Raw genomic sequence first — 20,655 nt, forward strand, 5'->3', positions numbered from 1 at the left:
AGCCGAAGAGTGTGTACATCCGGCTCATCTGTCAGTGCTTTTGGCCAGAATAAGCGCTGTGCCATCCTCGCTGGCTGGTTAACATCGCTTCATTCCATTTCTGCCCTTGAGGTTTTCATGCGCTTTTCCGATCTGCTCGACGCCGTCCGCAGCCAGCCGCTGGAGCTGTCTATTCCGGCCGAATGGGCGCAGGGGCGTGCCAGCTTCGGCGGTCTGGTCGCGGCTTTGCAATACGAAGCCATGCGCGCACGGGTGCCGGTGGATCGTCCCGTGCGCTCGCTGGCGATCACCTTTGTCGGGCCCGTCGAACCCGAAGTGCCGGTCAGTTTTGAAGTCGATGTCCTGCGCGAAGGCAAGGCGGTCAGCCAGGTGCTGGGCCGGGCGATGCAGAAGGGACAAGTGGTGACGTTGATCCAAGGCAGCTTTGGCGCCTCGCGGCCGTCCGAAGTGGCCGTAGCCGCCACGCCGGCTCCCGACATGAAGCACTGGGACGACTGCCAGGAGCTGCCGTATGTCAAAGGCATGACTCCGGAATTCATGCGCCATCTGGCGATGCGCTGGAGTGTTGGCGGCCTGCCGTTCACGGGCAATAAATCCCGCGAGATGGGCGGCTGGGTGCGCTTGCGTGGTGATGTGAAGGAAGAGGCGGTCACTGAGGCGCATATCCTGGCGTTGGTGGACGCCTGGCCGCCGGCGCTGTTGCCGCACCTGAATAAAGTCGCGATGGGCAGCACGCTGACCTGGACCATCGAATTCGTCCAGCCGTTGCTCGAGCTCAGCACCCTGGACTGGTGCAAATACCTCGTGGAAATCGAACATGCCGCTGACGGCTATGGTCATGCGGCCGCGAAGCTGTGGAGCGCGGACGGTCAGCTGATCGCCATGAGTCGCCAGACCGTGACGATTTTTGCCTGATCAGTGACGACGGTGGCGCTCACGCCAGGCACGCCACCAGCCGCCGCTGAGGAAAAAGCGCGGAAAGGTCAGGAACTGCTCGACCAGCAGGCGCGACACCGCATCTTTGCGATCACTGAACGGCTCGGAGGCCTGCGCCTCCAGGCTGTGACCGTGGCGTTGCAGGCCCAATGCAGCGAGCAGGCCGATGATGCCAATCGCGAAGTTTGCAAAGCTCAGGCTGAACACCCCGCACACCAGCAGCAGAAACGCCACGATGAACAGCGGCACGGCAATCAGGTGCAACACCAGATTGGCCGGGTGCTGGTGGTTGTTCGGGTACGCGCGCCATTGCCAGGCGGGAAGGTTGGGGTGACGTTTGCCCATGATGCTGATCCTCGATCCATGTTGAACACATGATTGAAGAATAGGCGTGGCATGGGCGGGCGGCGAATCAAGGATGGCTATCGCAGTGATAGGTGCCATGGTCAGAATTGATGTTGATTGAGCCGGCGAAGGGGCCCTTACAGCTTGAGCAACCCTATCGCCTTGCTCAACTCCCCGGCCAACGCCGCCAACTCATGACTGGTCGTCGCCGAATCCACCGTCTGCTGCACCGTGTTCTCGGTCACATCGCGAATGCTCACCACCGCCCGGTTCATCTCTTCCGCCACCTGGCTCTGCTGTTCGGCCGCCACCGCGATCTGCGTGTTGCTTTCACGCATCTGCGCCACGGCGCTGGTGATTTCCACCAACGCGGCGCCGGCCTCTTGAGCCTGTTGCACGCAGTCGTCGGCCTTGAACGAGCTTTCCTGCATGAAATCCACCGCATCCCGGGTTCCGGCCTGCAACGCCGAGACCATCAGGGTGATTTCGTCAGTCGAGGCCTGTACACGTTTGGCGAGGTTGCGCACTTCATCGGCGACCACCGCAAAGCCACGTCCCATTTCCCCGGCCCGGGCCGCTTCAATCGCCGCGTTCAGCGCCAGCAGGTTGGTTTGCTCGGCGATGCTGTGGATCACATTGACCACGCCGTTGATCTTCTGACTGTCCTCGGCCAGACGCTGAATCATCTCGGCCGTTTGCTGTACGCCAGTGGACAACCCGGCAATCGACTTCTGCACGCGACTGACCACTTCCTGACCGCTGCCGGCCAAGGTATCGGCGGTTTGCGAGAGGTCGCGGGTGGCGCCGGCGTGCTGGGCGATGTGATAGACGGTGGCGGTCATTTCGTTGATCGCCGTGGCGGCCTGGTCGGTTTCGCTTTGCTGGCCCAGCATGCCGTGACGGACCTCGTTCATGCTCGATGCCAGGCGCGCCGCGCCGACATCCAGTTGCCGGGCGGTGCTGGCGACAGTGGTGACCACCCGTTGATAACCGGCCTGCATGGCGTTGAACGCGCCGGCCATCTGCCCGACCTCGTCGGTGCAGGCCAGCGGCACACGGGCAGACAGATCGCCGGTTTTTTCAACGTGGAGCATCACGTCTTTCAAAGTGTTGAGCTGGCTGAGCAAAAAACGGATCAACAGTTGCGACGCTCCGAGCATCGCCAGCATCAGGATGAACACCGCCACCGCGTAATTGGCGAAACGCTCGCCAAACACCTGGGTCAGGCTCGGGCCATGAGCGATCACTGCCACTTGCTGACCATCGGCGCGCGTGAACACTTCCGCGCCCATCAGCGGGTTGTCGCCAAACAGCGGCATCGAGTTGATCTTGACCCAGCCGTTGGCATCCGCCAATTCCAGCACGGGCTGCTCGTTCAGCAACGGCGCCTGCCCGCGGCTGAACGTCAGCAGGTTATCGGCCTTGGGCAGCGCCTGCCCGGCAGGCCAGGCGTTGAGCAATCGCGCCTGCGCTTGAGCAGACGCTTGAGCCGCCTGACTGCGGGCCTGCTGTTCGAGTTGTACGGCGTACAGCACCAACAACAGGGTGGTGACGAAGGCGACAGCGTTGACCGCCCAGAATTTATATTTCAGCGAGATGTTGCTAAGCCAGGCACCCATGGAGGTCTTCTCTGATAGCGGAAACAGCATTGGCAAGGTGCCAGCATTGTGCCGCTACCCGAGTCGGCGGATCTTGATGTGCATCAACATTCCCGACCGTGTTCCCGCGCAGGAATTGCGGGGCGTAATGCGCTATCCTTCGCGCCTTCAAAATTCCCTCGCTACAGGATTCCGCCCCCATGAAAGCCGCACTCGTCGAACTCATCAGCAAAATCAGCTCCGGGTGCATGAGCGAAGACGAAATCCTCAAGGTCGCTGACGAAGCGGCCCAGGCCTACGCCGATCCAGAGGCTTTTCTGACGGCCAATCCGGACATCAACTACGACGACACCTTCCCGATTCCGTTGGGCGAGTGGGTGGTCGTCGGCAGCCTGCCGGAAACCGTGCTGTTCCAGGCTGACACCTATATGGACTTGTTCGCGCAGATCGTCGCGTCGTTCGGCCCGGGCGTGGATTTCAACATCAAACCCAAGCAACTGGCCAAGACCGAAGCGCTGACCGCGCTCAATCGCATCCAGGTACAGATGGGCAGCATGAACAAGGAAAACGGCGGCTACACGCTGATGAACTTCAGCCAGTTGCTGGACGACGAACTGCAAGTGGTGCTGGTCTACGGCAACGACGTGCCGCGTGTGCTCGAGTTGTGCGCCGAGGTCGGCATCGCGGCCGCACCCTCCCTGGAAGCCCTGAAAGTGGCGATCCACGTTTGAATAAAACGGAACCCTGACAACGGCCGGCTATCCTAAGAGTGCACATCACTCTTAGGGAGCGACACCATGGGTTCCACGTTCAACGGCCTGGTTGGCCTGATCATTCTTGCCCTGGACATCTGGGCAATCATCAACGTGCTGAAAAGTGGCGCCGACACCGGGATGAAAATCGTCTGGGTCCTGCTGATCCTGCTGTTGCCGGTCCTGGGCCTGATCATCTGGGCCATCGCCGGGCCGCGGGGCAACGTGCGAATCTGACCCCTAAACACCGCCAAACCTGTGGGAGCTGGCCTGCCAGCGATGGCATCACTGCGGAGTCTCTGATAGACCGCAGCGATACTATCGCTGGCAGGCCAGCTCCCACAGGTTTGGCGTCGAGCCGTCAACTGACGTTCGACCTGTCATCTTCCGCGACGTAGAATGCGCGCCTTTCCCGGGCAATCGAGCTGATCGATTGGCCTTCATGGGCGGGTAACCGTCCGTTGCCACCGCATTCATCGGAGCACTTCCCATGAGCAACACTCCAACCAGCGATTACCTGGAAACCCTCTACGAAGGCTACGGCCAGCGTTTTCGCATGGAAAAACTGCTGCACGAAGTGCGCACCGAACACCAGCACCTGGTGATTTTCGAAAACCCGCGCATGGGCCGGGTCATGGCGCTGGACGGCGTGATCCAGACCACCGAAGCCGACGAATTCATCTACCACGAAATGCTCACCCACGTGCCGATCCTGGCGCACGGCAGCGCCAAACGCGTGCTGATTATCGGTGGCGGCGACGGCGGCATGCTGCGTGAAGTGGCCAAGCACGGTGGCGTCGAGCACATCACCATGGTCGAGATCGACGGCACCGTGGTCGACATGTGCAAGGAATTCCTGCCGAACCACTCCAAGGGTGCGTTCGATGATCCACGCCTGAACCTGGTGATCGACGACGGTATGCGCTTCGTCGCCACCACCACCGAAAAGTTTGACGTGATCATCTCTGACTCCACCGACCCTATCGGTCCGGGCGAAGTGCTGTTCTCGGAAAACTTCTACCAGGCCTGCCGTCGCTGCCTGAACGAGGGCGGTATCCTGGTGACCCAGAACGGCACGCCGTTCATGCAGATCGAAGAAGTCAAAACCACCGCCGGCCGCCTGCGCAGCCTTTTCCCGGACTGGCACTTCTATCAGGCCGCCGTGCCGACCTACATCGGTGGTTCGATGACATTTGCCTGGGGCGCGACCAATACCGCCTATCGCAAATTGTCCCGCGAAACCCTGCAACAGCGCTTCGCCGGCAGCGGCATCATCACCCGCTACTATAATCCGGAGATCCACATTGGCGCGTTTGCCTTGCCGCAATACGTACTGCAAGCCGTGAACAAGCCAAGCAACGACTAACGTTATTCACATCCCCTGTGGAAGCCGACCAACTCCCACAGGGTCAGTGTGTTTTTATGTGGGTGTGCCGTAATCCGTTTGAACGATCAGTCAGGCCAAAAGTCCAGATAGATGTACGCCCATTTGCGGGTTTGTTCGAGGAGGCACTGATGCAAAAGTGGAAAATCACTTTCGTGGATGATCACGGCGAAACAGTCGATGAAGTCTTTGAGTGCGACGAATGCCCGGACAACGAGCATGCCGCCAAACTCATCAAGGCCCGTCTCCTTCCTGTCGCTGCCGAACTGGATCTGAACGATCTGGAAGGGCGCACTGCTGATGCGAGCGTCAAGAATCTCAAGTCCCAGAACAGCATACAAATCCTCGGCATCACTCCCGTCTGAAACACTCTCTGGCACACTCGTGAAACACCAGGCCTTGGCAGCGGCGCTTACTTGAGGCTACTCTGCAATCGAGATCAGCGATTGGATCGCTAAGGTCTGGTCTTGTCAGCTACATGCTTGTTTCCCTTCGGCAACGTGGTTGCCGCAATGCTTGCACCATTCGGTTGCAGGCGTCGGGAGTACGGAAAGTCTATCCATCGGTTTGAGGAGGACGTTTCATGAGCACAGCCTATCAAGAAGACATCAGCAGCTCGGTGCTGCGCCGCATGAAAGAAGGCGGTTTCGACTTTTCACGATTCCATCCCATCGAGTTCTACGCCATTTTCCCGGACGAGGAGCGGGCACGCAGGGCGGCAGGGCATTATTCCGGCGAATCCATGAATGCACAGATCAGCGTACGCGATGACGGCGCATGGGCCCTGGAACTGAGTAAAGTGATGTCCGCCACCTATGACGGCATCGGCGACTTTGAGCAGGACTTCGAGGCGGTGGTCGAGCCTTTGGGCGGCATCATCGAAGGATGGGGCGTCAAGCAGGAGGTACGAGGGCTACTCGCATAACACTATGAACAGCGACAACATCCACTAACGGCTGACCTTCGGGTTGGCCGTTTTCGTTTGTGCGTCTGAACATCAAAAGATCGCAAGCCTTCGGCAGCTCCTGCATAGGAATGCGTAGGAGCTGCCGAAGGCTGCGATCTTTTGACGTGTTTTTGATTCATGACATTTCAAAGAAGCAAAAAAAAGCCGCCTGAACAGGCGGCTAAAAGGGAAGTTCGGTGAGCATTACCAGCGAATGCGCCAATTATCCACAGCCACTGCCGGGCAGTGAAATCAACTCTGACTATGCTGGTGATAGGTGAAAGCATTGCTTCGCAATGAAGCGGGGGCGATCAGGTTGGGGCAATTACCGCACAGGAATGGTGCGGTCGCTGCGCGACGAATATCCAACCGATTGATATCAAAGCGTTTATGCCGATGGCACGGGCCTTGCGAAGGTCTGTATGTCCGGGTGACAAGGAGTACGGCATGATCCGCACCTATTTTGATGAGATGTACGATGCCGGCGGCCAGGTCCGCCCGCATTATCGGGAGTTTGCCCGTTGGCTGGCCGAGACGCCTGACGAACTTCTCGCCCAACGGCGACGCGAGGCCGATCTGTTGTTTCATCGCGCCGGGATTACTTTCACGCTCTACGGGGACGAGCAGGGCACAGAGCGCCTGATTCCCTTCGACACCATTCCGCGCAGCATCCCCGCCAGCGAATGGCGGATTGTCGAACGTGGCTGCATCCAGCGGGTCAAGGCGTTGAACATGTTCCTCGCCGACCTCTATCACGAACAGCGCATCATCAAGGCCGGCATCATTCCGGCCGAGCAAGTGCTGGCCAACGAGCAATACCAGTTGGCGATGCAAGGCCTGGATTTGCACCGGGATATCTACTCGCACATCTCCGGTGTCGATCTGGTGCGCGATGGCGACGGCACGTACTACGTGCTCGAAGACAACCTTCGTACACCGAGCGGCGTGAGCTACATGCTCGAAGACCGCAAGATGATGATGCGCCTGTTCCCCGAACTGTTCTCGGCACAGCGCATCGCCCCTATCGATCATTATCCGAACCTGCTGCTCGACACCCTGAAAAGCTCCAGCCCGATCGATAACCCGAGCGTGGTGGTCCTGACGCCGGGTCGCTTCAACAGTGCGTTTTTCGAGCATGCATTTTTGGCGCGAGAAATGGGCGTCGAACTGGTGGAAGGCGCGGACCTGTTCGTGCGGGACGACAAGGTGTTCATGCGCACCACGGACGGGCCGAAAGCGGTCGATGTGATCTACCGACGCCTCGACGATGCGTTCCTCGATCCGCTGGCGTTCAACCCGGATTCGATGCTCGGTGTGCCGGGGCTGCTGTCGTCCTACCGCTCGGGCAATGTGGTGCTGGCGAATGCCATCGGCACCGGGGTGGCGGACGACAAATCGGTGTATCCGTTCGTGACGGACATGATCCGTTTCTATCTGGATGAAGAGCCGATCCTGAAGAACGTGCCGACGTTCCAGTGCCGCAATCCTTCTGAGCTGTCCCACGTGCTGGCCAATCTTCCGGATCTGGTGGTCAAGGAAACCCAGGGCTCCGGCGGTTACGGAATGCTGGTGGGGCCGGCGGCGACAGCGGCGGAAATCGAGTCGTTCCGCGCCCGCATCAAGGCCAAGCCACACGCGTACATCGCGCAACCGACGTTGTCCCTGTCGACTTGTCCGACCTTTGTCGAAAACGGCATCGCGCCACGCCACATCGACCTGCGTCCGTTTGTTTTGTCTGGCCGCGAAACCCGGGTCGTGCCCGGCGGTTTGACCCGAGTCGCCCTGCGTGAAGGCTCCCTGGTGGTGAATTCCTCCCAGGGCGGCGGAACCAAGGACACCTGGGTGGTCGAGGATTGAAGGAAGCCTGCCATGTTAAGTAGAACTGCCTCGGATTTGTATTGGATGTCGCGTTACCTGGAGCGGGCGGAAAACCTCGCACGGATGCTCGACATCAGTTATTCGCTGTCGCTGATGCCGCAGGATGGTCGCGGTGATGGTCTGCATGAGCTCGCGATGCCGCTGCTGATTACCGGCACCCTGGACGATTACCTCGAACGCCACGGCGAGTTGCATGCCGAACGGCTGCTGCACTTTTTCGCCCTGGACGCGGCCAATCCGGCGAGCATTTACAGTTGCCTCGGTTCGGCACGGGCCAGTGCCCATGCCGTGCGGGGGCGAATCACCGCCGACATGTGGGAAAACATCAACGCCACCTGGCTGGAAATTCGCGGGATCGCCGAGCAAGGCTTGAGCCGCTACGGAATGAGCCGTTTCTGTGAGTGGATCAAGGAACGTTCGCACCTGTTTCGCGGCGCGTCCTACGGCACCATCATGCGTAACGATGCGTTCCGTTTCATTCGACTGGGCACATTTATCGAGCGCGCCGACAACACCTTGCGCCTGCTCGATGCTCGCTACGAAATGGCTGGCGATCAGGCCGAAGCGGTCAGCGACGGCACGGCCCACGCTTATTACCAGTGGAGTGCCTTGTTGCGGGCGTTGTCGTCGTTCGAGGCCTATACCGAAATCTACCGCGATGCGCCCGGTGCCCGGCATGTGGCCGAACTGCTGCTATTGCGTGCTGATGTGCCACGTTCGCTACGGGCCTGCACCGAAGAAATCGACCAGATCCTCGCCCAGCTGCCCGGCGCCAACGGCCGTCCCGCGCAACGCCTGGCCGCCGAGATGGACGCGCGCCTGCGCTACACCGGCATCACCGAAATTCTCGACGAAGGCCTGCACGCCTGGTTGACCGAGTTCATCCCGCTGGTGCGCCAGTTGGGTAACGCCATACACAGTTCCTACCTGGAGGCGGCATGAGACTTTCCATTAGCCACGAGACCACCTATCACTATGAAGATCAGGTGCGGGCGAGCATCCAGTACCTGCGACTGACCCCTCACGACAGCGAGCGCCAGCACGTGCTCAGCTGGCAACTCGACCTGCCGCGCCCGGTGCGTGCGCAACTCGATCCGTTCGGCAACATTCTGCACGTGCTGACCATGGACGAGCCGCATGAAGCGATCATCATCGGCGCCCGTGGCCAGGTCGACATCGACGAACTGCGTGAGGCCGAGCACGAGAGCCAGTCGGCGCTGCCGTTTTTACGTTTCACACGCCTGACAGAAGCCGACGAAGCCCTGCGCGCTTTCGCGGAAAAGGAATGCAAGCAACGCCGGGATCGCACAGCATTGATCGACTTGATGCATGGGCTGAACCAGCACATGACCTACACGCCTGGCTCCACCGAAGTGGATACCAGCGCGGCCAAGGCCTTTGCCGGGCGTTCTGGCGTGTGTCAGGACCACACCCACGCGTTCCTCGCCTGTGCTCGCAGCCTGGGCATTCCGTCGCGTTATGTATCGGGATATTTGTACAGCGAGAACTGCGAGCACCTGGCCAGTCACGCGTGGGCGGAAGCCTGGCTGGACGACGCGTGGTACAGCTTTGACGTGACCAATGAACTGGCGCGGCCGGAGCGCCATTTGAAGCTGGCGGTGGGCCTTGATTACCTGGATGCCTGTCCGGTGCGCGGGATGCGTCGCGGCGGCGGGTGTGAGCAGATGCATGCGAAGGTGTTTGTGTCGCCGACGCCGATGCCTGTGATCTCGGTCCAACAACAGTAATCACGAATTATCGGGGAGAAGGCGCTTTTGTGGCGAGGGAGCTTGCTCCCGCTCGACTGCGCAGCAGTCGTAAATCCGATAAAAGTGGTTTGCATGACGGATCGCATCGCCTGACTTGAGGGCCGCTTCGCGGCCCAGCGGGAGCAAGCTCCCTCGCTACAGGTCTATCTGCTACTTATTGGCTGTGATGTGCTTGCGTCCAGCCATATGCTTCAAATACCCCACCAACATCTCCAGATCGCCGTCGGGCAACACCTGCGCCGAAAACCCCGGCATCTTCGCCTGTGGCCACTGTCGCAAGCTCTGCGGATCGCGGATATACCGCTTCAAAAAGTCCGCGCCAAAATACTCGGTCGGGTTAAACGGAATATTAAGATCCGGTCCGAACTGCGCATCCCCGGCGCCATTGAGACGATGACACGCCAGGCAGTTCTTCTGAAACAGTGCAAACCCCAGATTCACCGGATGATCCGCCTTTAACGCCGGATCCGGCAACAGGGCAGGGAAGCGCTCTGCCACCGGCGCCATGCGCTTGATGCTCGCCACTTGAAAGGGCCATTGTTCGGGACTGATGTTGCCCGCCTGCGGGTTGGTCCAGACTAGATAAAACGGCCCCGCACCTGGCTTGCCTTCGGACAGTGGCGGCCACGGCTTGGCCGGGTCTTCAATCGCCAGCCAGGCCCGCGCGCCCTTGGCATTGAACAACGGCGCGGCTGCCAGTTCAGCGGCAAAACCATCCAGTGCCACCGCTTGCAAGTGATCGCCAGGCGTGATGCCGGTCAACAACGCCGCCAGGGGCACGGCGCGATAGCTCATGTCCCGTTTATAGGAAACGTCGTTGGTAATCGTGAGGGTCTGCACCTGAGGATGCTTGAGCAATTCCTCGGTTTGCCAGGTGCGACTGTTCGCGCCCAGCTCCAGGTTCAGCTGTGCGGCATAAAGGGGCGAGCCGAACAGCAAGGCCCCGAGCAGAATGAGCGTTTTCAAATGATCGCCGTCCATGTCGTGGAAGTGCCGCAAAGGTTGGCACACCCACGCTGGCCCGGGTAGCGAGCCAGTCACATTTTTGATGAGGCGATAAAAAACCTTGGCGCCGTATTTTAATAACCGACTAGCCGATCACCTTGGTCAGGTTCGGCAAAATCAACAACAGCATAGTGGCGAAAAGAATGAGTCCGGCTTGACGTACTTTCGAATGTTTGAACATGGCTTGACCGCCTTTTTTGTTATTTCCTGATGCCTGCCTGCATATCTCCATGACGGCAGCGCGTTGCACTTCCTGTAGAGCGAGCGCCTCGGCAAAACCCGACGACAACTTCGCATATGTTCACCTTAGGGCCCGCGTCACTCGTGGTTTAGAACCCTTTCGTATGGAGCGCGCACAAATTGCTTTAAAAAAGGCATGAGGCCTATTGCCAGCTTCTTTGCCGCCCTTTTGCTAGACAGCTCGGTGTCCTGAAACGGTTAATCCGGTAACACACTACCGTCCGTCTGAGCGTGTCCGTCAACGTCTGTGAGCATTGCGGTCATTGAATCGGCGGTGGCTCGGCATAAGGTGAAGGCTCAGTATTTTCACCGTCAGGTTCGAGGACGTCATGACCCAAGCTTTGATTTTCGACGCGTTACGTACGCCCCGTGGCAAAGGCAAGGCCGATGGTGCCTTGCACAGCGTCAAACCGGTGAACCTGGTGGCCGGGTTGCTCAGGGCGCTGCAGCAGCGCACTTCTCTGGACACCAGCCAGGTCGATGACGTGGTGCTGGGCTGCGTGACGCCGGTCGGCGATCAAGGCGCCGACATCGCCAAAACCGTGACACAAGTGGCCGATTGGGACGTCAGCGTGGCAGGTGTGCAGATCAACCGCTTCTGCGCGTCGGGGCTCGAGGCGGTGAATCTCGGGGCGATGAAAGTGCGTTCCGGCTTTGAAGAACTGGTGGTGGTCGGTGGCGTCGAGTCGATGTCCAGGGTGCCGATGGGCAGCGACGGCGGCGCCTGGGCGCTGGACCCGGAAACCAATCTGCACAGCCATTTCACACCGCAAGGCGTGGGCGCCGACCTGATCGCCACCCTTGAAGGCTTCAGCCGTCAGGACGTCGATGCCTACGCGCTGCATTCCCAGCAAAAAGCCGCGCGGGCCCGGGCCGATGGATCGTTCAGTAAATCGCTGGTGCCGGTACGGGACCAGAACGGCATTCTCCTGCTCGATCACGATGAATTCATCCGCGCCGACTCCACGCTTGAAGGCCTGGGCAAGCTCAAGCCGAGCTTCGAGATGATGGGGCAAATGGGCTTCGATGCCACGGCGTTGCGGGTCTACAGTCACGTCGAGCGAATCAACCATGTGCACACGCCGGGCAACAGTTCCGGGATCGTCGATGGCGCGGCGCTGATGTTGATCGGCTCCGAAGCCAAGGGGCGCGCGCTGGGCTTGCAGCCACGGGCGCGGATCGTCGCCACGGCGGTTACCAGCACCGACCCGACCATCATGCTCACCGGCCCGGCGCCGGCCACGCGCAAGGCGCTGGCCAAGGCCGGGCTGCGGGTCGAAGACATCGACCTGTTCGAGGTCAACGAGGCGTTTGCCTCTGTCGTACTGAAATTCATCAAGGACATGACCATCGACCCGGACAAGGTCAACGTCAACGGCGGCTCCATCGCCATGGGCCATCCCCTCGGCGCGACCGGTTGCGCAATCCTCGGCACGCTGCTCGATGAGCTGGAAACCCGCCGCCTGCGCTATGGCCTGGCGACGTTGTGTGTCGGCGGCGGCATGGGCATTGCCACCATCATCGAACGCCTCTGAGCCCCCGATTTTCAGGAAAACAAGAGCCATGAACGAAGCAATCCGTTACGAAAAAGGGCAGGACCAGATCGTCGTCCTGACCATCGACATGCCGGGCCAGAGCGCCAACACCATGAACGCGGTCTACCGTGAGGCCATGGCTGCCTGCGTCGCCCGTTTGGTGGCTGAAAAAGACAGCATCGCCGGCGTCATCATCACCTCGGCCAAGAAAACGTTTTTCGCCGGTGGCGACCTGAATGAACTGATCAAGGTCGGCAAGCCTGAAGCCAAAGCGTTTTATGACATGGTGCTGACGCTGAAGGGCCAGTTACGCACCCTGGAAACCCTGGGTAAACCTGTCGTCGCCGCGATCAACGGCGCGGCGCTGGGCGGTGGCTGGGAAATCTGCCTGGCATGCCATCACCGCGTGGCACTAGACAACGCATCCGTGCAGCTCGGTTTGCCGGAAGTCACCCTCGGCCTGTTGCCGGGCGGCGGCGGGGTGGTGCGCATGGTGCGCATGCTCGGTCTGGAAAAAGCCTTGCCATATCTGCTTGAAGGCAAGAAGGTCCGCCCACAGCAAGCCTTGCAGGCGGGTCTTATCGATGAACTGGCATCGGATGGCGAAGAGCTGCTGGCCAAGGCTCGAGCCTGGATCATCGCCCATCCAACGGCTGTGCAGCGCTGGGACGTGAAGGGCTATCAGATACCGGGCGGTACGCCATCGAATCCTAAAGTCGCGCAGATGCTGGCGATAGCGCCGTCGATCCTGCGCACTAAAACCCAGGGCTGCCTGCCCGCGCCGGAGAAAATTCTTTGCGCGGCGGTTGAGGGCGCGCAGGTGGATTTCGATACCGCGCACCTGATCGAAACCCGTTATTTCACAGAGCTGACCACCGGCCAGGTCTCGAAGAACCTGATCGGCACCTTCTGGTTTCAGCTCAACGAGATCAATGCGGGCGGCTCGCGGCCTCACGGGTTTGCACCTTATGTGACACGTCGCGTGGGTGTTTTGGGCGCCGGGATGATGGGCGCCGGGATTGCTTTTGTCAGCGCATCGGCGGGCATCGACGTGGTGCTCAAGGACATCAACCTCGCGGCAGCGGAGAAGGGCAAGGCACATTCGGCGGCATTGCTGGACAAGAAAGTTGCCCGCGGCCAGTTGAGCGCCGAGCAGCGCGATGCAGTGCTGGCGCGAATTAAAACCACCGAAAAGGATGCCGATCTGGCCGGCTGCGATCTGATCATTGAAGCCGTGTTCGAAGATCGCGAACTGAAAGCCAAAGTCTCTTCCGCCGCGCAGCTTATCGTTGGCCCTGACGCAGTGATCGCTTCCAACACGTCGACCTTGCCTATCAGCGGGCTCGCCACCGCCGTACCGGACCAGAGCAAGTTCATCGGCCTGCATTTCTTCAGCCCCGTGGAAAAAATGCCCTTGGTGGAAATCATCAAAGGCGCCCACACCAGTGACGAAACCCTGGCCCGAGGGTTCGATTTCGTACTGCAAATCAAGAAAACGCCGATTGTGGTCAACGACAGTCGTGGCTTTTTCACTTCTCGAGTGTTCGGCACCTTCACCAACGAAGGCATTGCCATGCTTGGCGAAGGCGTGAGCGCAGCGATGATCGAGACCGAAGCCCGCAAGGCTGGCATGCCGATCGGGCCTCTGGCGATCTCCGACGAAGTTTCCCTCAGTCTCATGAGCCATATCCGCCAGCAAACCGCCAAAGACCTGCAAGCAGAAGGGAAACCGCTGATTGAGCATCCCGCGTTTGCCGTGATTGACTTGCTGCTCAACGAATACAAGCGTCCAGGCAAAGCCGCGGGCGGTGGTTTCTACGAGTACCCGGCCGGCGGCCAAAAGCATTTGTGGCCTGAGTTGAAAACCCGCTTCGAGAAAGCCGACGGACAGATTTCGCCAAAGGATGTGCGCGATCGCCTGCTGTTCGTGCAGGCCCTCGAAACCGTGCGCTGCGTGGAAGAGGGCGTACTGACATCGACGGCGGACGCCAATGTCGGGTCGATCTTCGGTATCGGTTTTGCGGCCTGGACTGGTGGCGCGCTGCAGTTCATCAACCAGTACGGTGTGAAAGACTTCGTCGCCCGCGCGCAATACCTCGCCGAAGAGTACGGCGAACGGTTCGCACCACCGGCGTTGCTGCTGCAAAAAGCCGCCAGCGGGGAGGCGTTTTAAGGGACCGATGACGCACTCCGGGGCTTGCCTTGTCACCCTGTTTCGAGGCAGGCTCTGGGGTGTGCATTATTCCCATCACGTGTCAGGTATTTTTTATGTCGTTACGCATCTGCATTCTGGAAACCGACATCCTGCGTCCGGAACTGGTCGATCAATATCAGGGTTACGGGCAGATGTTCCAGCGTCTGTTTTCGCAGCAGCCTATCGCGGCCGAGTTCACCGTCTATAACGTGATGCAGGGCGAATACCCAAGCGATGATGAGGTTTTTGACGCCTATCTCGTCACCGGCAGCAAGGCCGATTCCTTCGGCACCGACCCGTGGATCGAAACCCTCCGTGCTTACCTGCTGACCCGTTACGAACGCGGCGACAAACTGCTGGGGGTGTGCTTCGGCCATCAGTTGCTGGCGTTGCTGCTGGGCGGCAAGAGCGAGCGCGCGACCCAGGGCTGGGGCGTCGGCACGCACAGCTACAAACTGGCGGCCAAGGCGCCGTGGATGAGCCCGCTGCGCGAAGAGCTGACGTTGTTGATCAGTCACCAGGACCAGGTGACGTCGCTACCGGAAAACGCCACGGTCATCGCTTCCAGCGATTTCTGCCCGTTTGCCGCTTACCACATCAACGATCAAGTGCTGTGCTTCCAGGGGCATCCGGAGTTCATTCACGATTACTCGCGGGCGTTGCTGGATATTCGCCAGGAAGTGCTGGGCGAGCAGATTTATTCGAAAGGCATGGCAAGCCTTGAGCATGAGCATCACGGCACCACCGTTGCGGAGTGGATGATGCGGTTTGTGGCGCATAAGCCAGAGGCGCAGTCGGTTTAGCAGGCTGACACAACACTTGTGGCGAGGGAGCTTGCTCCCGCTGGACTGCGTAGCAGCCCCATCCTTTGGGGCCCCTTCGCTGCCCAGCGGGAGCAATGGGTTGTCAAAGCCAACCCGACTTCTTGAAACTCCCCCACAAACTCACGCACCCCACCGCTATAAACCCCAACACCGCGAAATACCCGTAATGCCAGGTCAGCTCCGGCATGTTCTGGAAGTTCATCCCGTAGATCCCGGCCACCGCCGTCGGGAACGCCAGAATCGCCGCCCACGCCGCAAACTTGCGCTGCACCACGCTTTGCCGTGAGGCCTCCAGCAACACCCCGACTTCAATCGTCTGGCTGGCGATATCCGCCAGGGTTGTCAGGTCTTCCATCTGCCGTGTCACATGAATCTGCACATCACGAAAATACGGGCGCATGTTCTTGTCGATAAACGGAAAATTCAGTTTCTGCAGTTCCTCGCCGATCTCCACCATCGGCGCCGCATAACGACGCAGGCGCAATACGTCTCGGCGCAGGCCATGAAGCTTCTGGATGTCATGTTCATTCAGCGCGCTGCACAGCACGTTTCGCTCGAGCTCATCGATTTCGGCATGGATTGCTTCGCCTACCGGCTGGTAGTTTTCAATCACAAAGTCGAGGATGGCATAGAGTACGAAATCTTCCCCGTGCTCCAGCAACAGTGGACGCGCCTCACAACGCTGTCGGACAAGGGCGTAGGACGCCGAGTGACCGTTCCGGGCGGTGATGATGTAACCATTGCCGGCAAAGATATGAGTCTCGATGAACTCCAGTTTGCCTTCGTTGCGAATCGGCGAATACGTGACGATAAACAGGGCATCACCGAAGGTTTCCAGCTTCGGTCGACTGTGTTTTTCCAGGGCGTCTTCGATGGCAAGTTCGTGCAGGTTGAACTGGCGTTGCAGGTTCGTCAGCTCTTGGGCATTTGGTTCTTCAAGGCCGATCCAGACAAAGTGGCCGGGCTTGGCGGCCCAGGCCGCGCCTTCGTCGAGGGTAATATTGGAGACTTTCTTTCCAGCGCTGTAAACCGCAGCAGCAACAACTCTACCCATGATTCAGGTTCACTTCTTATTTGGCAGGTGGCAGTAGCAGGCATTGATCAGCTTAGCCTTGTCTGCTGCTTGAGAGTCAGTGAAATCTGCAGAGTTCGAAGCTCGCAGGCAAAAGAAAACCCGCACAGGGCGGGTTTCGTTTCACGCGGCTTGCAGTTGCCGATCCATCGAGGCGATGCAATCGCGCATCTGCTCGCGGCACTGGGCGATCAGCAGGGGCATGTCGTCCAGGCTCAGTCCGGCGGTTGGAATCGCCGGCAGTGAACGGATCAGAATTTTCCCACTGCGCCAGCGGTTCAATCGCATGTGCTTTACGTAACTGCTGACACACACCGGGACGATCGGCACACCCGCCGCGATCGCCATCTGGAAAGCACCTTTCTTGAAGGGCAGCAGTTCTTCACCGAGGTTGCGCGTGCCTTCCGGGAATACCCAGATCGAGGTGTCTTCATGCTGCAACGTGTGCGTCGTGGTCAACATAGACTGGCGCGCCTTGTGCGCATTGCCACGGTCGATCAACACATTGCCGGCCAGCCAGAACAACTGGCCGAACAACGGCACCCACTTCAGGCTCTTCTTGCCGATGCACACGGTGCGGCGGGGCACCACATTGCCGAACACAAACAGATCGTAGTTGGACTGGTGGTTAGCGATGATCACGCAGCTGTCAGGTTTGTCCATCAACGGACCGACCTCGGCCTTCACCCGCAAACGCAAAATACACATCGCCGGCCACGCATACAGACGCGCGCACAAACGGCTGTTGTCAGGATTGAACGGCCGACACAGACCCAGAATCACCCCGAGTACACCGGCCAGGATAAAGTGCAAGCCCATCAATAACATACGAAGCACGAACAGCATTTGCAGGCCCCACCGGGACAAAAGGTGGCGCAGTGTACGGATGTGCACTGTTTTCGGCAATTGCCGCTAAAAGGTAGGAGATGGCCGATGTTTGAGCGCATGTTTCCGACTTATTGGTCAGACGTGTTCTAGAGCGGTTGTAGGCTTTTCAACAGAGCTCGTATGAAAAAGCCCGACACGACGGTCGGGCTTTTCGGTGTAGCACGCCTGGGCTTAACCCATATGTTCCTGATCCAGAATGATTGCGTTATCCAGCGTTTCCAGCAGCGCCTTGCGCACCTTCAGCTTGGTGTTCTTGTGTGCGTTCATGTTGATCTTCTTCAGTTGACGCGCCGCCGCCAGTGCAGCGCCCTGCAACTCTTCAGCCGATACCACCACGTCAAGGAAGCCTGCAACCACGGCACCCTGCGGATTGAACATCTCGCCATTGATGACCGAACGGTTGAATGCCGCTTTGCCCAAGCGATCACGGGCGATCTCGATACCGGCGTGGTGCATGGTCATGCCAATCTGCACTTCGTTCAGACCAATGCTGAACGGGCCGTCGACACCGATGCGGTAATCCGCCGACAACAACAGGAACGCACCCTTGGCCACGGCATGACCCGGGCATGCAACGATCACCGGGAACGGGTGCGACAGCAGGCGACGGGCCAGGGTTGAACCGGCCGTCACCAGCGCCACGGCTTCTTTAGGGCCGGCTGTCATCACCTTCAAGTCATAACCACCGGACAGAATCCCCGGCGTACCGGTAATGATCACCACTGCACGATCAGCCACCGCCTGATCCAGCGCAGCATTAAACGCAGCAATCACGTCCGGGGAGATAGCATTGACCTTGCCGTTGCTCAAAGTCAGGGTCGCGATACCGTCTTCGAGGTGGTAGGAAATCAACTCACTCATGACGCTATTCCTTGTATGAAAGTTGAGGCAGACGTTACCCACCGTCGCAGGCCAGGTAAAGCGCCGTGACTGACCCGCCAGTCACACTTTCCCCTCCGGGCAAGCCCAACCCGCCACGCCCGCCATGCCTCGCCTTCTATATAGATAAGAGGGTGCGAAGCCGGAGATTGGCGGGTTTGCCTTGCCCTGAGACCCGCAGAACGTCTAAATCGCTAACCGCATGAAAATTCTGCAAAAAAAGTTTGCCATCAGAAAAGCTTTCGACTACATTAGCGCGCCTCGACAGACAGAACATGTCTGACGAGATACGGTGAAGTGTCCGAGTGGCTTAAGGAGCACGCCTGGAAAGTGTGTATACAAGAAATTGTATCGAGAGTTCGAATCTCTCCTTCACCGCCAAATTTGTAAAACACAAACCCCTGATTTTCCTAGAGAAAGTCGGGGGTTTGTGGTTTTTGGCGTCTGAAAAATGTCCCAAGGGACTTTTATGGGGCTCAAGGGGCATCCTGGGCTGAGCTTGTCACACTGGGCAACAAGGGGACGGAGGCCAGAATATGTCCCGCCCACCACTGCTTAATGTGGCTAATGGCAAGGCGAATACGGCAGCGCGTTCGCCTATTTTACGGTGGACTCCATCGGCACTCCGTTTGCCGGCGGTGGCTTGAATACCGGTCTGCGGGACCTGGCGCGGTTTGGCGAGATGCTACGCAATGACGGTCGGGTCAATGGCCAACAGATCGCGCCCAAAGCCGTGGTCGATCCCTCGGCCAAGAGGGTGATTGTTCGGTACGCTTCCCATCCCGTTGCCGGCGTTTGATGCGCTGGCTCAACATTTATCCCGGTTGCCTTGAGTGCCAGGGCCATGAAAAAGGAAAACCTATGATCACCACCACAACCCACGCCATCGAAGGCCGACAGATCACCGCCTACCTGGACATTGTCAGCGCCGAGTCGGTGCAGGGCGTCAACGTTATTCGGGACATGTTCGCCGGGATGCGCGACTTCTTCGGCGGGCGCTCTCAGACATTGGAGCGTGCGTTGAAAGAAGCGCGGATTCAGGCGACCGATGAGATCAAGGAACGGGCGCGGGCGATTCAGGCCGATGCCGTGGTGGGGCTCGATTTCGAGATCAGCATGCCGGCCGGGAAGGGCGGGATGGTGGTGGTTTTCGTCACCGGGACGGCGGTTAAACTGAGGTGAGTCCGGTACGAATTGTTGTGTTGGTTTTGTAGGAAGCGGTGTAGCCCATTCGTCGGGCATCGGTGATATGAATTACAAGTCCGGTAATGACCGACTAGTCTCAAAAGCTTGGTGGTCGATATGTTTCAGGCAAATAGGGCTTGCCGGTGTCGATCCCGCATTTTGAGAGGGGTGAAAAGATGGCTGATCCGTATATCGAAGACGACGGGGCTGAATTTCCGATCAACAATTGCGTGCAGTGTGGCCAGACAGACTATGAGTCGGGCTTTGGTGACGACAAGGTCAAGCTCGGCAAGATGAAAACCATGGTGCGCCAGGGACCGAAGGCGAAATTTCTACCCAAGGTAGCGACGCCGGTCAGGAAGTAGCTTCCATGAAAAGACCCCGCATCAAGCGGGGTTTTTTATGTCTGAATGATTTTTGTCGAGGCCTGTTTTTTTTGGTCCGGCCTTTTCACAAACTTTTCACAAGGTCCTACGTAATCTCAACTCATCCGTTAGAAAGCAACACCTGGCCCGTCTCCCCAGCGGGCTTTTTTTTGCCTGTCATAAAACCTTTTCCATAAACGTTGTCCAACCGTCGCCAATGGCGAGGTCGGGTTCGTGCGTCTGGACTTTCTCGCCGCTAAAGCATTCAATCTCGACCCTTTTTGATTTCCCCCTATTTTTGAGGTTCTTGTCATGCGTTTAACACTGCCCGCCCTGGTTCTGGGGCTTTTGGTTGCTCAAGGTGCAATGGCTGCTGGCGACGGCACGGCCGCGCTGGGTGGCGGTCTGGGTGGCGCGCTGGGTAATGTCGTCGGTCAAAGCATGGGCGGCAGCACCGGCGCAGCGATTGGTGCCGGTGTTGCGGGCGCAGCCGGCAGTGCCGTGGCAGCACGCAAAGGCAGCCGTACCAAGGCGGCGATCGGCGGCGGTGTGGGTGCAGCTGGTGGTTCGGTGATCGGCAACAGCCTGGGCGGCAAGACCGGTTCCACCATCGGTGCTGGTTTGGGCGGTGCGTTGGGCGGTGGCGTTGGCAGCAATCTGGCCAAGGGTCACAAGCGTCACTGATCCTGAGTGATCAGTTCAAAAGCCCGGCTTTGATGCCGGGCTTTTTGTATCTGGCTGTTTCTTCTTCGCAGCTAGCGCATCTTTGGCGGTCCAAACGTCATCGCTGACCGGATTCAGTGGGGCAGGTGGTAGACTCCGCCGATCCGCAGCGCGTTCTTTTCCCCCGATGCGGAATT

General features: G+C 59.0%; 21 protein-coding genes, 1 tRNA gene and 1 pseudogene. 17 read left to right on the top strand and 6 right to left on the bottom strand.

All coding sequences use genetic code 11. The features are described from left to right. The first annotated feature begins 117 nt into the window (after nucleotides 1–117). A complete protein-coding gene (locus ACM6I5_RS06030; protein WP_017337342.1) occupies nucleotides 118–915 on the top strand; it encodes an acyl-CoA thioesterase in 798 nt (265 codons plus the stop codon). Here ACM6I5_RS06030 and ACM6I5_RS06035 read toward each other — a convergent pair whose 3' ends face one another. Continuing rightward, the gene (locus ACM6I5_RS06035; RefSeq protein WP_414883407.1) at nucleotides 916–1,281 is read right to left on the bottom strand and encodes a terminase; all 366 of its coding nucleotides are present in this window, start codon (nucleotides 1,279–1,281) and stop codon (nucleotides 916–918) included. Between the two features lie 137 nt (nucleotides 1,282–1,418). After that, entirely contained in the window at nucleotides 1,419–2,900 is a 1,482-nt protein-coding gene (locus ACM6I5_RS06040; protein WP_414878586.1) for a methyl-accepting chemotaxis protein, read from the bottom strand. Between the two features lie 179 nt (nucleotides 2,901–3,079). Here ACM6I5_RS06040 and ACM6I5_RS06045 point away from each other — a divergent pair, with 179 nt between their 5' ends. The 8 genes from ACM6I5_RS06045 (at nucleotide 3,080) to ACM6I5_RS06080 (ending at nucleotide 9,587) form a co-directional block, all read left to right on the top strand. After that, nucleotides 3,080–3,610 (top strand): hypothetical protein, encoded by a 531-nt coding sequence (locus ACM6I5_RS06045; RefSeq protein WP_008042186.1) that lies wholly within the window; start codon nucleotides 3,080–3,082, stop codon nucleotides 3,608–3,610. Between the two features lie 66 nt (nucleotides 3,611–3,676). Then, nucleotides 3,677–3,868 (top strand): PLDc N-terminal domain-containing protein, encoded by a 192-nt coding sequence (locus ACM6I5_RS06050; RefSeq protein ID WP_017337345.1) that lies wholly within the window; start codon nucleotides 3,677–3,679, stop codon nucleotides 3,866–3,868. Between the two features lie 253 nt (nucleotides 3,869–4,121). Then, a complete protein-coding gene (gene speE, locus ACM6I5_RS06055; protein ID WP_017337346.1) occupies nucleotides 4,122–4,997 on the top strand; it encodes a polyamine aminopropyltransferase in 876 nt (291 codons plus the stop codon). Nucleotides 4,998–5,146: 149 nt separating this feature from the next. Then, nucleotides 5,147–5,380, top strand: coding sequence for a hypothetical protein (locus ACM6I5_RS06060; protein WP_150637829.1), 234 nt, complete (start codon nucleotides 5,147–5,149; stop codon nucleotides 5,378–5,380). Between the two features lie 218 nt (nucleotides 5,381–5,598). Then, nucleotides 5,599–5,940: a ribonuclease E inhibitor RraB gene (locus ACM6I5_RS06065; protein WP_017337348.1), complete on the top strand. Its 342-nt coding sequence runs from the start codon at nucleotides 5,599–5,601 to the stop codon at nucleotides 5,938–5,940. 468 nt (nucleotides 5,941–6,408) lie between these two features. Continuing rightward, nucleotides 6,409–7,818 (top strand): circularly permuted type 2 ATP-grasp protein, encoded by a 1,410-nt coding sequence (locus ACM6I5_RS06070; RefSeq protein ID WP_017337349.1) that lies wholly within the window; start codon nucleotides 6,409–6,411, stop codon nucleotides 7,816–7,818. A gap of 12 nt (nucleotides 7,819–7,830) precedes the next feature. Next, nucleotides 7,831–8,781: an alpha-E domain-containing protein gene (locus tag ACM6I5_RS06075; RefSeq protein WP_150711766.1), complete on the top strand. Its 951-nt coding sequence runs from the start codon at nucleotides 7,831–7,833 to the stop codon at nucleotides 8,779–8,781. Further along, on the top strand, nucleotides 8,778–9,587 hold the full coding sequence (locus ACM6I5_RS06080) for a transglutaminase family protein (protein WP_414883408.1): 810 nt from the start codon (nucleotides 8,778–8,780) through the stop codon (nucleotides 9,585–9,587). The genes ACM6I5_RS06075 and ACM6I5_RS06080 overlap by 4 nt, the downstream gene beginning before the upstream one ends. 171 nt (nucleotides 9,588–9,758) lie before the next feature. Here ACM6I5_RS06080 and ACM6I5_RS06085 read toward each other — a convergent pair whose 3' ends face one another. After that, the gene (locus tag ACM6I5_RS06085; RefSeq protein WP_414883435.1) at nucleotides 9,759–10,589 is read right to left on the bottom strand and encodes a c-type cytochrome; all 831 of its coding nucleotides are present in this window, start codon (nucleotides 10,587–10,589) and stop codon (nucleotides 9,759–9,761) included. 593 nt (nucleotides 10,590–11,182) lie between these two features. Here ACM6I5_RS06085 and ACM6I5_RS06090 point away from each other — a divergent pair. The 3 genes from ACM6I5_RS06090 to ACM6I5_RS06100 all read left to right on the top strand — a co-directional run bounded on the left by ACM6I5_RS06090 (nucleotide 11,183) and on the right by ACM6I5_RS06100 (nucleotide 15,385). Further along, nucleotides 11,183–12,388, top strand: a complete 1,206-nt coding sequence (locus ACM6I5_RS06090) for an acetyl-CoA C-acetyltransferase (RefSeq protein ID WP_017337353.1) — start codon at nucleotides 11,183–11,185, stop codon at nucleotides 12,386–12,388. 28 nt (nucleotides 12,389–12,416) lie between these two features. Next, nucleotides 12,417–14,561 (top strand): 3-hydroxyacyl-CoA dehydrogenase NAD-binding domain-containing protein, encoded by a 2,145-nt coding sequence (locus ACM6I5_RS06095; protein WP_414883409.1) that lies wholly within the window; start codon nucleotides 12,417–12,419, stop codon nucleotides 14,559–14,561. Between the two features lie 95 nt (nucleotides 14,562–14,656). Then, nucleotides 14,657–15,385, top strand: a complete 729-nt coding sequence (locus tag ACM6I5_RS06100) for an amidotransferase (RefSeq protein ID WP_414878588.1) — start codon at nucleotides 14,657–14,659, stop codon at nucleotides 15,383–15,385. A 103-nt stretch (nucleotides 15,386–15,488) separates the two neighbouring features. Here the strand turns inward: ACM6I5_RS06100 and ACM6I5_RS06105 are convergent, their stop codons facing one another. From ACM6I5_RS06105 to ACM6I5_RS06115, 3 genes are all read right to left on the bottom strand, one after another. Next, nucleotides 15,489–16,460 carry a magnesium and cobalt transport protein CorA gene (locus ACM6I5_RS06105; RefSeq protein WP_017337356.1) on the bottom strand — a complete coding sequence of 324 codons (972 nt, stop codon included), beginning with the start codon at nucleotides 16,458–16,460 and terminating at the stop codon, nucleotides 15,489–15,491. 141 nt (nucleotides 16,461–16,601) lie between these two features. Further along, the gene (locus tag ACM6I5_RS06110; protein ID WP_017337357.1) at nucleotides 16,602–17,324 is read right to left on the bottom strand and encodes a lysophospholipid acyltransferase family protein; all 723 of its coding nucleotides are present in this window, start codon (nucleotides 17,322–17,324) and stop codon (nucleotides 16,602–16,604) included. A 213-nt stretch (nucleotides 17,325–17,537) separates the two neighbouring features. After that, nucleotides 17,538–18,227 (bottom strand): crotonase/enoyl-CoA hydratase family protein, encoded by a 690-nt coding sequence (locus tag ACM6I5_RS06115; protein WP_414878589.1) that lies wholly within the window; start codon nucleotides 18,225–18,227, stop codon nucleotides 17,538–17,540. Between the two features lie 309 nt (nucleotides 18,228–18,536). Between ACM6I5_RS06115 and ACM6I5_RS06120 the strand changes: the two genes are divergently transcribed. From ACM6I5_RS06120 to ACM6I5_RS06140, 5 genes and pseudogenes are all read left to right on the top strand, one after another. Continuing rightward, a tRNA-Ser gene (locus ACM6I5_RS06120) sits at nucleotides 18,537–18,626 on the top strand. 211 nt (nucleotides 18,627–18,837) lie between these two features. Further along, nucleotides 18,838–19,038, top strand: a pseudogene (locus ACM6I5_RS06125) (6-aminohexanoate hydrolase); the annotation flags it as partial. Between the two features lie 68 nt (nucleotides 19,039–19,106). After that, a complete protein-coding gene (locus ACM6I5_RS06130) occupies nucleotides 19,107–19,427 on the top strand; it encodes a YbjQ family protein (RefSeq protein WP_017337360.1) in 321 nt (106 codons plus the stop codon). Between the two features lie 179 nt (nucleotides 19,428–19,606). Further along, complete coding sequence (locus tag ACM6I5_RS06135; protein WP_031318578.1) at nucleotides 19,607–19,795, top strand: hypothetical protein; 189 nt, start codon at nucleotides 19,607–19,609, stop codon at nucleotides 19,793–19,795. A gap of 312 nt (nucleotides 19,796–20,107) precedes the next feature. Further along, a complete protein-coding gene (locus tag ACM6I5_RS06140) occupies nucleotides 20,108–20,479 on the top strand; it encodes a hypothetical protein (RefSeq protein WP_017337435.1) in 372 nt (123 codons plus the stop codon). The last annotated feature ends 176 nt before the right edge of the window (nucleotides 20,480–20,655 follow it).

Origin of the sequence: Pseudomonas sp. IT-P171, assembly GCF_949767765.1 — a bacterium.
Taxonomy (GTDB): Bacteria; Pseudomonadota; Gammaproteobacteria; order Pseudomonadales; family Pseudomonadaceae; genus Aquipseudomonas; species Aquipseudomonas fluorescens_B.

What these genes read in the sequence shown, in the direction of transcription:
- ACM6I5_RS06045 (WP_008042186.1), top strand. Translation starts at nt 3,080, where the DNA reads ATGAAAGCCGCACTCGTCGAACTCATCAGCAAAATCAGCTCCGGGTGC.
- ACM6I5_RS06060 (WP_150637829.1), top strand. Translation starts at nt 5,147, where the DNA reads ATGCAAAAGTGGAAAATCACTTTCGTGGATGATCACGGCGAAACAGTC.
- ACM6I5_RS06105 (WP_017337356.1), bottom strand. Translation starts at nt 16,460, where the DNA reads ATGGGTAGAGTTGTTGCTGCTGCGGTTTACAGCGCTGGAAAGAAAGTC.
- ACM6I5_RS06135 (WP_031318578.1), top strand. Translation starts at nt 19,607, where the DNA reads ATGGCTGATCCGTATATCGAAGACGACGGGGCTGAATTTCCGATCAAC.
- ACM6I5_RS06050 (WP_017337345.1), top strand. Translation starts at nt 3,677, where the DNA reads ATGGGTTCCACGTTCAACGGCCTGGTTGGCCTGATCATTCTTGCCCTG.
- ACM6I5_RS06035 (WP_414883407.1), bottom strand. Translation starts at nt 1,281, where the DNA reads ATGGGCAAACGTCACCCCAACCTTCCCGCCTGGCAATGGCGCGCGTAC.
- ACM6I5_RS06085 (WP_414883435.1), bottom strand. Translation starts at nt 10,589, where the DNA reads ATGGACGGCGATCATTTGAAAACGCTCATTCTGCTCGGGGCCTTGCTG.
- ACM6I5_RS06110 (WP_017337357.1), bottom strand. Translation starts at nt 17,324, where the DNA reads ATGCTGTTCGTGCTTCGTATGTTATTGATGGGCTTGCACTTTATCCTG.
- ACM6I5_RS06090 (WP_017337353.1), top strand. Translation starts at nt 11,183, where the DNA reads ATGACCCAAGCTTTGATTTTCGACGCGTTACGTACGCCCCGTGGCAAA.
- ACM6I5_RS06080 (WP_414883408.1), top strand. Translation starts at nt 8,778, where the DNA reads ATGAGACTTTCCATTAGCCACGAGACCACCTATCACTATGAAGATCAG.
- speE (WP_017337346.1), top strand. Translation starts at nt 4,122, where the DNA reads ATGAGCAACACTCCAACCAGCGATTACCTGGAAACCCTCTACGAAGGC.
- ACM6I5_RS06070 (WP_017337349.1), top strand. Translation starts at nt 6,409, where the DNA reads ATGATCCGCACCTATTTTGATGAGATGTACGATGCCGGCGGCCAGGTC.
- ACM6I5_RS06040 (WP_414878586.1), bottom strand. Translation starts at nt 2,900, where the DNA reads ATGGGTGCCTGGCTTAGCAACATCTCGCTGAAATATAAATTCTGGGCG.
- ACM6I5_RS06030 (WP_017337342.1), top strand. Translation starts at nt 118, where the DNA reads ATGCGCTTTTCCGATCTGCTCGACGCCGTCCGCAGCCAGCCGCTGGAG.
- ACM6I5_RS06075 (WP_150711766.1), top strand. Translation starts at nt 7,831, where the DNA reads ATGTTAAGTAGAACTGCCTCGGATTTGTATTGGATGTCGCGTTACCTG.
- ACM6I5_RS06130 (WP_017337360.1), top strand. Translation starts at nt 19,107, where the DNA reads ATGATCACCACCACAACCCACGCCATCGAAGGCCGACAGATCACCGCC.
- ACM6I5_RS06095 (WP_414883409.1), top strand. Translation starts at nt 12,417, where the DNA reads ATGAACGAAGCAATCCGTTACGAAAAAGGGCAGGACCAGATCGTCGTC.
- ACM6I5_RS06140 (WP_017337435.1), top strand. Translation starts at nt 20,108, where the DNA reads ATGCGTTTAACACTGCCCGCCCTGGTTCTGGGGCTTTTGGTTGCTCAA.
- ACM6I5_RS06115 (WP_414878589.1), bottom strand. Translation starts at nt 18,227, where the DNA reads ATGAGTGAGTTGATTTCCTACCACCTCGAAGACGGTATCGCGACCCTG.
- ACM6I5_RS06100 (WP_414878588.1), top strand. Translation starts at nt 14,657, where the DNA reads ATGTCGTTACGCATCTGCATTCTGGAAACCGACATCCTGCGTCCGGAA.
- ACM6I5_RS06065 (WP_017337348.1), top strand. Translation starts at nt 5,599, where the DNA reads ATGAGCACAGCCTATCAAGAAGACATCAGCAGCTCGGTGCTGCGCCGC.